This window comes from Arthrobacter sp. 05L417 (assembly GCF_056397865.1).
The window spans coordinates 1-10,775 of the sequence record NZ_JBFTOG010000030.1 but is presented as its reverse complement, the minus strand read 5'-3'; the positions used below and the strand labels follow the sequence as shown (position 1 = coordinate 10,775).

Annotated in this window: 12 protein-coding genes and 1 pseudogene; 5 read left to right on the top strand and 8 right to left on the bottom strand. The window is 63.7% G+C overall.

Features of this window, described 5'->3' with window-relative positions:
* Genes AC1DJW_RS18780 through AC1DJW_RS18770 form a run of 3 tightly spaced genes read right to left on the bottom strand, consistent with a single transcriptional unit; the run spans nucleotide 1 to nucleotide 1,906 of the window.
* Nucleotides 1-360 (bottom strand): Zn-ribbon domain-containing OB-fold protein, encoded by a 360-nt coding sequence (locus AC1DJW_RS18780; RefSeq protein ID WP_476902144.1) that lies wholly within the window; start codon nucleotides 358-360, stop codon nucleotides 1-3.
* A gap of 41 nt (nucleotides 361-401) precedes the next feature.
* Complete coding sequence (locus tag AC1DJW_RS18775; RefSeq protein WP_476902143.1) at nucleotides 402-620, bottom strand: ferredoxin; 219 nt, start codon at nucleotides 618-620, stop codon at nucleotides 402-404.
* Nucleotides 617-1,906 (bottom strand): cytochrome P450, encoded by a 1,290-nt coding sequence (locus AC1DJW_RS18770; protein ID WP_476902142.1) that lies wholly within the window; start codon nucleotides 1,904-1,906, stop codon nucleotides 617-619. The genes AC1DJW_RS18775 and AC1DJW_RS18770 overlap by 4 nt, the downstream gene beginning before the upstream one ends.
* Before the next feature lie 329 nt (nucleotides 1,907-2,235).
* Here AC1DJW_RS18770 and AC1DJW_RS18765 point away from each other — a divergent pair, with 329 nt between their 5' ends.
* Nucleotides 2,236-3,222 (top strand): cyclase family protein, encoded by a 987-nt coding sequence (locus tag AC1DJW_RS18765; RefSeq protein ID WP_476902141.1) that lies wholly within the window; start codon nucleotides 2,236-2,238, stop codon nucleotides 3,220-3,222.
* Nucleotides 3,223-3,346: 124 nt separating this feature from the next.
* Here the strand turns inward: AC1DJW_RS18765 and AC1DJW_RS18760 are convergent, their stop codons facing one another.
* The gene (locus tag AC1DJW_RS18760) at nucleotides 3,347-5,218 is read right to left on the bottom strand and encodes an ABC transporter ATP-binding protein (protein WP_476902140.1); all 1,872 of its coding nucleotides are present in this window, start codon (nucleotides 5,216-5,218) and stop codon (nucleotides 3,347-3,349) included.
* 100 nt (nucleotides 5,219-5,318) lie between these two features.
* Here AC1DJW_RS18760 and AC1DJW_RS18755 point away from each other — a divergent pair, with 100 nt between their 5' ends.
* The 3 genes from AC1DJW_RS18755 (at nucleotide 5,319) to AC1DJW_RS18745 (ending at nucleotide 6,773) form a co-directional block, all read left to right on the top strand.
* Nucleotides 5,319-5,750, top strand: a complete 432-nt coding sequence (locus AC1DJW_RS18755) for a MarR family winged helix-turn-helix transcriptional regulator (protein ID WP_078107179.1) — start codon at nucleotides 5,319-5,321, stop codon at nucleotides 5,748-5,750.
* Nucleotides 5,751-5,933: 183 nt separating this feature from the next.
* On the top strand, nucleotides 5,934-6,212 hold the full coding sequence (locus AC1DJW_RS18750; protein WP_284751512.1) for a hypothetical protein: 279 nt from the start codon (nucleotides 5,934-5,936) through the stop codon (nucleotides 6,210-6,212).
* A gap of 246 nt (nucleotides 6,213-6,458) precedes the next feature.
* Nucleotides 6,459-6,773: a carboxymuconolactone decarboxylase family protein gene (locus AC1DJW_RS18745; RefSeq protein ID WP_476902139.1), complete on the top strand. Its 315-nt coding sequence runs from the start codon at nucleotides 6,459-6,461 to the stop codon at nucleotides 6,771-6,773.
* A 73-nt stretch (nucleotides 6,774-6,846) separates the two neighbouring features.
* Here the strand turns inward: AC1DJW_RS18745 and AC1DJW_RS18740 are convergent, their stop codons facing one another.
* Entirely contained in the window at nucleotides 6,847-7,290 is a 444-nt protein-coding gene (locus AC1DJW_RS18740) for a hypothetical protein (protein WP_476902138.1), read from the bottom strand.
* Nucleotides 7,291-7,352: 62 nt separating this feature from the next.
* Nucleotides 7,353-8,447: a hypothetical protein gene (locus AC1DJW_RS18735; RefSeq protein WP_284751509.1), complete on the bottom strand. Its 1,095-nt coding sequence runs from the start codon at nucleotides 8,445-8,447 to the stop codon at nucleotides 7,353-7,355.
* A gap of 237 nt (nucleotides 8,448-8,684) precedes the next feature.
* Here AC1DJW_RS18735 and AC1DJW_RS18730 point away from each other — a divergent pair, with 237 nt between their 5' ends.
* Nucleotides 8,685-9,626 (top strand): NAD(P)H-binding protein, encoded by a 942-nt coding sequence (locus tag AC1DJW_RS18730; RefSeq protein WP_476902137.1) that lies wholly within the window; start codon nucleotides 8,685-8,687, stop codon nucleotides 9,624-9,626.
* Here the strand turns inward: AC1DJW_RS18730 and AC1DJW_RS18725 are convergent, their stop codons facing one another.
* Both AC1DJW_RS18725 and AC1DJW_RS18720 read right to left on the bottom strand, forming a co-directional pair.
* On the bottom strand, nucleotides 9,627-10,331 hold the full coding sequence (locus AC1DJW_RS18725) for an alpha/beta fold hydrolase (protein ID WP_284751507.1): 705 nt from the start codon (nucleotides 10,329-10,331) through the stop codon (nucleotides 9,627-9,629).
* 74 nt (nucleotides 10,332-10,405) lie between these two features.
* Nucleotides 10,406-10,775 (bottom strand): annotated as a pseudogene (locus tag AC1DJW_RS18720) (3-hydroxybenzoate 4-monooxygenase); the annotation flags it as partial.

Here is a 10,775-nt window from a genome sequence, read left to right as displayed (position 1 = left end):
TTAATCCTCTCGCTTTTCGCCGGCCGCCGGCGCGAAGAACCAGTTCTCGTCATGGACACCAAGCTCGACTCGCATGTCGGGGCGCAGTGGGGTGTCACCCTCGCGGATGTCGGCCAAGGTGCGTACGCCGTTGTCAAGGTCGACATAGCCAAGCGGGCGGATGCCCGCGGTGCCGACGTGTATGCGGGTGAAGGAGTAGAGCACGCCGGTGCTCGGCAGCGCAACGCGGGTGACGTCGCGGCTGATACAGGAACTGCAGACCACGCGGGTGCCGATCATCGTGCAGCCACATGCGTTGCACTGGCTGCCGACCAGGCGCTGCCCTTCCGGGAACGTGCCGATCAGGCTGTCGGCCTCCATGTCTGCAATGGGCTGTGAGGCTGGGGCCTCGGTAGTCGCAGTCACTGCGCACCTTCCTTGCTGGCTGCGGCCGCCAGGGTGATCGCCCGGGTCGGGCAAACGTTGATGGCCATCTGGATCTTGTCTTCAGGGTCGCCGTGCTCGTCGGTGACAATGGCAATGCTGAGATCGTCAAGGTCGAAGGTGCCCGGCGCATAGAACGTGCACTGCCCCGAACCCATGCACCGGTCCCGGTCGACGGTGAGGTTTTCAGGCATCATGCCCCCTTCGGCGTGTACTCGAGGAAGAGATGGTTGTGGCCGCGGAACTTGTAGCTTCGGATCAGGTCCCATTCCGGGGCGTCATTTGAGCCGTGGTGCTCTTTGCTGATCCACATACGCTCGGTGCGTTCGAGGAAGCGCTGGATCGAGAAGACCGCTTCGGCGCGAGCGAGGGGAGCGCCCGGACAGGTGTGGATCCCGCGGCCGAAGGCGAGGTGCTGCCTGGCGTTCGCACGTTCGATGTCGAACTCGGCAGGATTGTCGAAGAGCCGGGGATCGCGGCCCGAGGCGCCGTGCAGCAGCATGACGACGGTGCCGGGGACGAGGTCGTGGCCGCCAATGCTGGTGGCGACTTTGGTGAGTCGGAAAGATCCCTTGATGGGCGCTTCGATGCGGAGTGTTTCCTCGATGAACTTTGGAATGAGCGAGGTTTGGCAGCGCAGTAGGGCTTGGAGGTCCTGGTCCTCGGCGATTCGCTGCAGGGCGATGCCCATGAGCTGCACCGTGGTCTCTTGGCCGGCGGCAAACATGTTAGATGCGATGCGGGCGACCTCAAGGGGCCCGGGAAGGGAACCGTCGGGGAAGGTGGCCAGCGCCATGCCCGTAATCACGTCATCCTTCGGATCATTGCGGCGCTCCTCGATCTTCGCGACGAAGTAGTCGTAGAGCTTTTCAATGCTGCTGTGATGGCTGGCCTGAAGCTCGAGGTTGCCGAGCACGGGGCCCGGAGCGGACGCGAGCAACTCAAGCAGCATGGGGTGATCCTCCTCAGGCACGCCGAGCAGGTCGGCGACCGCGAGGATGGTGTAGCCCTTGGCATAGTCCCAGATGAAGTCGCAATTGCCTCGCTGGATGATCTCGTCGAGGAAGCGGTCCGCGGTGCGCTTGAGGAAGTCTTCGTTCTCCTTGAGGCGTTTCGGTGTGATGAGACCCATCAGGAGCGTGCGGTGGTCTGTGTGCACCGGCGGATCGAAAGTGACAATCTGGTCGTTGTTCGGGAAGTACTCACGGTACTGCTCGAGGAGATCGCTCAGGTCGTCGCCGACGAGCTCCACGGGAAGGTCGAGAACCGGTCCTCCGGTCCGGTTGATCGAGGAGTAGACCTCGGGCTGGTGGTACACCTGCAGTGCTTCTTCGTACCCCGTGACGATCACGACGCCGTATTTCGGCTCACGCCATACCGGATGGTTGGCGAGCATGTAGTCGAAGTAGGGCTCTGCCGTCTTCGCTGTCTCCGGGTCGGTGAAGAAGTCAATCCTGGTGGGATCGATGTCGACGGTGGTCATCTGAGTCCCTTTCCCTTCAGTCTGAGTCAGCCCTTGCCTCGATGTCCGCGCGCCGTTGCCTCGGGACTCTTCGAGATCAATCAAGAGCTCATAATGTTTTGTTGAATAGAACGCGTGTACTGTTAGACGCATTCCCAGCATGGGCCTCGAGTGAGCTAGTGTCAAGCCTGCTCCCCGCGAATGCTCGAAATAAAGGGCGATTCGCGTCCTGTTGACGCCGCACCGCGGATCGTGTCACATTTAATCGAAGTTCACTGTAGGGCATGACTGTTCCGTTACGGAGGTCATGCTGGATGGCCCGGGCACCCCGGGAGAAAAGGAACCAGAGAATGTCAGACGAACTTGGACCCGACCCCCTTGCCCCGTGGGTGCGGGAAATTGCGAGCAAGCACGATGCCAACCGCCACGTCGAAGGCGTGCAATGCCGTGGCTCAGTGGCGCTCATCGACCAGGCTGCCCGGCTCCGTGGCGCTGGAGAAGTGAAGTTTGGCAAGGCCATCTCTCTTGAAAAGGAGATCGAGACCCGCCCGGCACATCTCGTGGGCGGCCGGAAAGCTGCCGATGAGGAGAAAGCACAGTGGCAAAAACTGGGTTTGTCGGAAATGCCCAGCGGCCACGGAGGCGTCGAACTTGAGGTGCAGATCGGCATTCACGGCCGCTCTGCCCATGGAGGCGATGTCATCAAGTACGACGCCCACGGTGTCCATAACACCCACCTCGACGGGCTTGCACACATCGGCGCGGACGCCACCTGGCACGGCCCGATCCCCGCTCGGAATACCGAGACCGATGAAGACACGATGGTCAACTGGGCCCAGCACGGCATTGCGACGCGCGGCGTGCTGCTCGACATCCCCGCCGTGCGCGGCGCTGAGTGGGTCACGGCCGAGGAACCCGTCACGGCCGCGGAGCTCGACGCCGCCCTCACTGCGACCGGGGTGTCCTTTGAGCCCGGTGACGCGCTGATCATCTACCAAGGCCGCGACAGGTACGAGGCCGCCGGGAACATCTACCCGAGCGGTGCCGCCGCGGTGAAGCGCCCCGGCATCGGTGAGGACGGCGCGAAGTGGATCGCCGCCAAGGATCCAGGCCTCGTCCTTTGGGACTTCCATGATGCCCGGAACACTCCCACCGGATCGCTGGAGGTACACAGCCTCATTTGGGCGATCGGCCTCTGCCTCGTCGACAACTGCCTGCTAGGCCCTGCTATGGCAGCACTGAAGGGAGCCGGCTCTTCCGCGGGCCTGCTGGTCGCCGCACCTCCTGCTATTCACCGTTCCACGGGTGTTCTCATCAACCCACTCCTTCTCTACTAGAAGCGTGAAAGCGCCGGTACCGAGCGACTTTGCCGCTCCGGACCGGCGTCTTCTGCTGCCTGGCGGCGGGGGCGTCGGGTTGACGCCGACCGGGCGTTACCTTGGAGCCGGCACGGAAGCCTCTTCAGGCCGCCTCGGAGCCGGCAAACTCGACAGTCCCTCCGGCATCGACGAGCCGCGCATACGCGCCGCCTGAATCGCGAAGTTGTCCGGGCGTTCCGAACTCCACGATCGCACCGCCAGAGAGGACCGCCAGCTGGTCCGCTTTCTCCACGGTGGAGAGCCTGTGGGCGATGGTCAGCGTAGTCCGGCCAACGGCCAGCCGGTCGAGTGCCGCCTGGACGTGGGCCTCGGTGGCGTTGTCCAGGGCGGACGTGGCTTCGTCGAGGACCAGTACTTTGGGATTGCGCAGGATGGTCCGGGCAATGGCCAGGCGCTGCTGCTCTCCTCCGGAGAACCGGTGGCCCCGGGCGCCGACCATCGTGTCCAGGCCGCCGGGCAAGCTTGCAATCAGGTCCGCGATCTGTGCCGAGGCCAGAGCCCTCCACAGGACGGCGTCGTCCGCGCCGGGTGCGGCCAGCAGGAGGTTTTCCCGAATGGTGTCGTGAATCAAGTACGTCTCCTGGGACACCACGCCCACAATTTTCGTCAGGTCCTCCGGGGCGATGTCGCGCACGTCCACGCCGTCAATGGTGATCCGCCCGGCGGTGGCGTCATGCAGGCGCGGGACCAGCGAGCCCAGCGTCGATTTACCGGAGCCCGTGGGGCCCACGATTGCGGTGCTGGTGCCGGCCGGAAGCGTAAGGTCGACGTCGAGCAGAACGTCAGTGCCGCCGTCGTACGCGAAACGGACGGCCTCAAAGCGGACCTCGCCGCGCACTGCGGCCGGGTCCAGGGGGGCGGGCCGCGCCGGGGGAGTGATCTCGGGAGCCAGATCCAGGTACTCGAAGATGCGGCTGAACAGGGCCATCGCCGTGACCCATTGGACGCCGAGATCCAGCAAGCTCATGACGGGGCGGAAGATGGCGCCCTGCAATGCGGTGAACGCCACGAGCGTGCCGATGGTCATGCCTCCGCTAGTGACGGGCAGCCCGGCGGCGAGGTAGATCAGCGCCGGAATAGCCGAGAAGATGATGCCCATGGTGGACATCCGCCAGCGGCCGGCCAATTGGGAGCGCATCTCCAGGCCGATCAGCCGTTTGGAGCTTTCCGTATAGCGGTGGGCGTCGCGCTTGGTGGTTCCGAGGGTTTTCGAGAGCCGGACGCCGGAGACTGACAGCCCTTCCTCGACCTGTGTGTTCATGGTGGCCAGTTCGCTCTGCAGCGTTGACGTGATGTTGCGCCGGAGCAGGGCCACCCGGCGGGTGAACCAGACAGCCGGCGGGATCACTATCAGGGACAGGAGCGAGAGCCCGGGAGAAATGGCCACCATCGCGATGGCAGTGGCAATGGCGGTGGTCAGGTTGGAGGCAACGCCGGTCGCGGTGGAGGTGATGACTTGCTGTAGGCCGGAAATATCGTTGTTCAACCGCGACTGTACCTCGCCGCTGCGGGTCCGGGTAAAGAATCCGAGTGATTGCTTCTGCAAGTGGGTGAACAGGCGCGTGCGCAGGGTATGCATGATCTTCTGGCCCATGCCCGTGGTCATCCAGGTTTGCAGCACGCCAATAAGCGCGGTTGCGGCGGCCACGGCGATCAATCCGGCGGCCAGCCATGCGAGAAGCGGCAGATTCTTGCTGGGCAGCGCGACGTCGATGATGTGGCGGACCAGGAACGGCTGCGCCAGGCCGATGATGCTGGAAGCGCTGATGAGAAGCACGACGACGGCGATGGTCGCCTTGTGCGGGGTGAACAGCCCGGCGATCCGTTTGAGGCTCACGGGGTGCTGTTTCAACTGGGTGCGGTCCGCGGGATTGAGGCGGGCGGGGCCGCGGCCGGGACTTCGGGCTCCAACGCCCGGTCGATGAGGATTTTGGGTGAGGATGTTCTCCGTCATAAGCACCACCTCCAGTGGCGAGCGGGGCGCGGGAATCGCGCCTACTAATACAGAGGTTACCTCACTATGTGGTTACTGGTCAAATTGCTAGACTGACGGCATGCACTCACAGCCCTCTGATTCCGCCGACCTTGGCGATCTCTTCCACGCCGCTTTCCGGGGGCTGCGCCGGACCTGGGCCGAGCAGCTGTCTCCGTGGGAGCTGACGCCGCACCAATGGCGGGCGCTCATGACGCTAATGCGCCCGGCTCCAGGGGACCCCATGCGGCTGAAAGACCTGGCGGAGCGGCTGCGCATTGCGCCACGATCGGCCACGGAAGTGGTGGACCAGCTCGAGGTCAAAGGCCTCGTCCGTCGCGATCCTGACCCCACGGACCGGCGTGCCACCCTCGTCGCCGCCACAGCTGACGGGCAGCAACTCTTTGCGAAGATCAGCGCCGAACGGCGTGGCAAGTCCTCCGAGTACTTTGCCCGGCTCAGCGCAGAAGATCGCGCCGAATTGGCCCGGATTCTGGGGCAGCTCAGGGACTGAAGTGAACACCGCCTGCCTGCCAAGTTGACGCAGAGTAGGTAGAGTCGAAGCCATGACTCGCCGGAAGGTTCCAGTTGCCCTTGTCGCGCTCCCTTTCGCGTTGTGCCTGATCGCCCTTGCGCCAGCAGAGAGAGCGGGGGCCGCAAACTGCGATTCGCAAGGGCTTCTAGGGGTGGTTGGCATGTGCTCTCCCGGCAACTCCCCATCTCCCCGGCCGTCGGAAAAACCCACCCCGTCGGCCACGGCTATCCCACCGGTACAACCGCAACCCCAGCCGGATCCCGGCGTCGCGGTTCCGTCCGGTGGCGCTTCAACGCCCTCGACGGCGGTGACCGTGCAGCCGGACCCCACTCAGGCCGCGCCACCCGCCACAACCACAGCCGCAGTGCCCTCGCCGATCGTTTCCAGCCCGAGCCCCTCGACGCAAAATTCAACCTCTGCAGCGGGCGCCGCCCGGATTGACCCAGGCGCCCCCGCCCAGAGCGACCATCCCATTACTCCAACCGTCTCAGTGGCTGGAATCCTGGTGGCCTTCGGCGGAACCCTGATTGCCGCGGGCGGAGTGGTAGGCCTCAGAAGATATCCGCCGCTTTAATCCCGGCCCCGAAATTCCACCGGAAACAGGTAATAGCGGACCCTGCCTCATTCCGGTGTGCGTTCCTAGGATTGAAAGCAAGCAGACAAGCTTTCACTAACAAGGAGAACCCCATGACCGAGCCATCCCGCGCCCAGCAACTCGTCGGAGACATCTCGCCCAAACTTGCCTCCCTTACCGACGACGTTCTCTTCGCTGACGTCTGGGAACGCCCCGAGTTGGCCAAGCGGGACCGGAGCCTCATTACCGTTGCCTGTCTCGTGACAAGCGGCAGCACTGAACAGCTTTTCGGGCACCTGCGCCTCGCGAAGGCAAACGGACTCAGCGAAGCCGAATTGAGCGAGGCTATTACGCACCTGGCGTTCTATGCGGGCTGGCCCAAGGCGATGTCCGCCATGGCGGTGGCCAAGCAGGTGTTTGCCGCGTAGCCAAGTCCGCGCGAGTAGCCAAGTCCGCGTCAGGGGCGCTTAACGACCCGTTTCCCGGTTGCTGTTCCGGAAGTCATGCCTGCGGGGTCTGCCCTTGGAGGGAGGCAATCTGTGCGCGCGCGGCTGCGATGAGCTCCTCATTCGTGTTGGCGTGCCCGTTGAGGCCCCAGCCGCCGTCGGGCGCTTCCGTGAGAAGGACCCAGGTTCGATCGGGCAGTGCCGGGTCCGCAGCCGCCGTCGCGACGAGCGCGGTGAGCTGTTCGACCAAGGCCAGCTGTTTGTCGCGGTCCAAGGCGCCCGCGTTCGTGAGGACCTGGACGCGCACGTAGTTGCTGTCGCCGTCGACATTCGACAGATCCCCCGCCGGGAGTTCGTGGATGAATGCCGCCGTGTTCTTGCGGAACATCGGGATATCCGGCACCTGCTCCACACGCATCACCGTCGACGCCAGATCGACGGCGAGCTGATGCTTGTTGGCAAAGGTCCCTGTCGTGGCGAACACGTCGATCATGGGCATGATGCTTCTCCTCTTCGAGGCAGTTCAACGGTCATTTGTCGTGCCATCCTTGCACCTTGATGTCACCGTGTCTTCCTCTGGGCAATCATTTGCGGGTCGTCTGGCTTGACGTCCTTGGAAGTGCGGTTCTTCGGCCGGTGCGGCATGATCGGTTCGGACGCGAAGCGTCGTGGGCCGCTCCACATTGATGGCGGGGCGTCGATCGCGTAGGCGAGGGCGTATGCGACCCTTTCATAGTTGACGCGCCAGCCCCTGAAATGGGGCCAGGCTTGCTCCGCCGTCACCTCAATCGGGTAATCGACAGTCCTCATGAGTTCCACGGCCGCTTGAAAATCTTCAAAAGTCACATCGAGTTCGGAATCGGGATCGGGGTCTTCCTCGACAGGGATACGAATAGCCCGGGCCACTTGATTCAGGCAGGTGAACCCCATCCGAATGACCAGCCGCGCCCGGGTGCTCGGGGCAGAACCCGGACTCAGGGAAAGCTGCAACGCGGCCGCGTCCATGACGCTGAGGAGGGAATTGAGCCAGTTCGATTGCGGTGAAGGCGAACGGAACCATACCAAAGTGAGGTAGGTGCTGTGTGATTCGGCTACGTCCGCGGCCCATCGTTCCCACCTTTGGTAAAGCTCGCTGAGCTCGCTGGTGCTGGTTTGAGCGGCCATCCCGAACCGCGTGCGCACCAGGAGCTCCGGTCCCCATGAGGGTGAGCCCGCCCTCGATACCAGGAGCGTTACTTCCGCCTCCCGCCTGTTGAAGGCCGCATAGAGCGTTGGGAGGTAACCGATCTGCAAAGCAATCACGATCAACCCGGTATAAGCGGCTACGTAAACCAACACCGTGTTGCCGACATTCCATGGAGCAGCGTAGCCAAGCGTGAACATCGCGGAGCCGGCCTCGCTTGCGGCTTGCCAGAGGTCACCGTCGACGAATGGAAGAAGCAGGAGACTGAACGACAAGTCGAACACGATCACCCAAACCAGCAGGCGGACGAACAGCGCCATGGGAGACTGCCAGGCAAGGATCCGATCACGTACTTCGTACGAGGTGAGGGGCTTTGTGATGACAAAGAAGATTTTCGCAGTGACCAAATGGGTCACCCGTGAAAGGTTGCTGTGCAGCGGTCGCGGCACGATCAGCGTTCCGATCACACTCATCCAGTTCAGGAGCAACCCAAGCAACCCGACTGAAAAACACGCCCACATTAGTACTGTCAATGCGCTCTTTCGACATGGTTAGTCACCAATTCAGCTATTGACCACCAGTAGGGACAAAGCTGATGAGGCTCGTATCATTCATTCCACCCTCGGATCTTGTCAAGGGTGAGGGGCTGCGTCGTGCTTCGGTGCGACGTCATCAGCAAAGCATCGCCGGAGAGTTAGGGAGTAACCATCGTGGCAAGCCATCTCATCCTCGGCGCGGGACTCGTGGGCGGGACGCTCGCGAAGCAACTTACCGCCCGTGGCGATCAAGTCACGCTCGGCACCCGCAGCGGCACTACGGTCCCCGGCGCGCCTCCAGTGAAGCTGGACGCAAGCAACGCGGCCGACGTGACACGGGCTGCGCACGGAACCGACACGATTTTCGTTTGCACCAACCCGCCGTACACCAACTGGGTAGCCGACTGGCCTCCGATCTTCGACGCCGTGATCAAGTCGGCGCGTGACTCCGGGGCCGCGCTTGTGCTCATGGGCAACCTCTATGCATACGGACCGCCGGACGGTCCGATGACCGAGCATTCACGGCTCGCCACGAGCGAGAGAAAGGGATTGGTACGCAAAGCGGGTTGGGCGAAAGTGCTTGCGGCGCACGAACGCGGTGAAATCCGGGCCGCGGAGGTTCGGGCGAGCGACTACTTCGGTCCTGGGGCGGTGGGGATGTCGACGCACCTTGGCGGTGGCTTTTTCGAACCACTCCTGGCCTCCAAAACGGCGCGTGTCGTTGGGGACCCCGCACTGGAGCACAGTTGGAGCTTCCTTCCCGATATCGCCGCGACACTTATCGCGGCCGCAGACCATACGGGCGAATGGGGACGGGCCTGGCATGTGCCGAGTGCATCCGTCCCGCGCTCGGAAATCGCGCGGCAGGTGAATGAGCGTTGGGGCGTGAAAGGCCGGGTGGCCTCGATCCCGCAGTGGTCACTTAAAGCCCTCGGCACTGTCATTCCGATCCTGCGCGAGATCTCAGCTTCCAGCTACCAATTCACGATGCCCTTCGTGATCGACTCCATGGAGACGCAGAGCATCCTGGGCGTCACGGCAACATCGTGGGACCAAGCACTGGAGGTCACTGTGGACAGCTACCGCAAGCCCGAAACGAGCCATTCGGTGCGGTGACTAACCCCTCCGCTCAACCGCAGCGAGAATGGCCTCCCCGAGCTCAGTCGGCTTGGTGAACTGGGGCCAGTGTCCCGTGGGCAGGTCCATGAATTCGACGTCGTTGATGCGCGCGAGCTCGGCCACGAAGGGGTGGCCGGACTCGATCCATTCGCCGAGCAGGCTGGAGGGGAACTCGCACGCGATGATGGTGGCCGGGACGTCGTAGCGGCGCACATCGTGCAAGCGCTGCTTATCGGTGGTCACGTTCTTTGGCTCCGGGATGGCGCGTGCGCGGAAGGCGGCCCGCAGCTCCTCGTTGAGGTCCACGAGGTCCTCATTTTCGAAAAGCTCCCATGGCGGCAGGGGCACGGCATCGCCCTCAACAGGAAGTTCGTCGTTGATGACGCCGCCCTCGCCCAGCGGTCCGCTGTCAACGTAGACCGCCCGGACCACGCGGTCCGGGCGGGCGTCGACCGCGCCGTGGATGATGGCGCCTCCACCGGAGTGGCCGACCAGTACGACGGGATTGTCGACGGCGTCGACGGCCGCTACTACTGCGTCGATGTGGTCTCTGAGGCCGATGCCGGACCTCGGGGCGTCAATGGCCTCCAGCCCAGGCAGCGTGAGTGGGTGGACCGTGTGCCCCGCAGCAACGAGCGGCGGCGTGACCTCCGACCACGAAGAAGCGTCCAACCAGAATCCGGGAACCATGATGATGTCCATGCCGGTACCCTACGACGGGCCACCGACAGAATGAACCCTTGCGTTGGTCCCGCACTCCGCAACGCGCCAACAGCTCACACCGTCGCGGTCCGTCCCGATCGAAGGAGGGGCGCGAAGAACGCGGCGAGTTCCGCCGTCGCGGTCAGGGGCAGGACGTTCGCGACGTACTGGTCGGGCCGAACGACCACCACGACGCCGCCGCGGTCCAGTCCGCGCAGCTCGAAGATGTCTGCCGAGGGGTCGGTGCCGTAGACGTTCTCGAGGTACGTGAGCTTGAACGGTCCGACCTGGGGCTTGAATGCCGCCGGCACGGCGCCGATGTCGACGCCTGTGTGCTCCTGCTGGTAGATCACCTTCACGTCGAACCACGCGTCCCGGTCGGCGCCCGACGGCGTTGCGGCCAGCGGCGAGTCCGGCGAGTTCGCGATCCACCCGGCAAAGTCC

Bases quoted from the DNA above. Each gene is read 5' to 3' on its own strand.
- AC1DJW_RS18780 (WP_476902144.1), bottom strand. From the start codon at position 360: ATGGAGGCCGACAGCCTGATCGGCACGTTCCCGGAAGGGCAGCGCCTG.
- AC1DJW_RS18775 (WP_476902143.1), bottom strand. From the start codon at position 620: ATGATGCCTGAAAACCTCACCGTCGACCGGGACCGGTGCATGGGTTCG.
- AC1DJW_RS18770 (WP_476902142.1), bottom strand. From the start codon at position 1,906: ATGACCACCGTCGACATCGATCCCACCAGGATTGACTTCTTCACCGAC.
- AC1DJW_RS18765 (WP_476902141.1), top strand. From the start codon at position 2,236: ATGTCAGACGAACTTGGACCCGACCCCCTTGCCCCGTGGGTGCGGGAA.
- AC1DJW_RS18760 (WP_476902140.1), bottom strand. From the start codon at position 5,218: ATGACGGAGAACATCCTCACCCAAAATCCTCATCGACCGGGCGTTGGA.
- AC1DJW_RS18755 (WP_078107179.1), top strand. From the start codon at position 5,319: ATGCACTCACAGCCCTCTGATTCCGCCGACCTTGGCGATCTCTTCCAC.
- AC1DJW_RS18745 (WP_476902139.1), top strand. From the start codon at position 6,459: ATGACCGAGCCATCCCGCGCCCAGCAACTCGTCGGAGACATCTCGCCC.
- AC1DJW_RS18740 (WP_476902138.1), bottom strand. From the start codon at position 7,290: ATGCCCATGATCGACGTGTTCGCCACGACAGGGACCTTTGCCAACAAG.
- AC1DJW_RS18735 (WP_284751509.1), bottom strand. From the start codon at position 8,447: ATGAGTGTGATCGGAACGCTGATCGTGCCGCGACCGCTGCACAGCAAC.
- AC1DJW_RS18725 (WP_284751507.1), bottom strand. From the start codon at position 10,331: ATGGACATCATCATGGTTCCCGGATTCTGGTTGGACGCTTCTTCGTGG.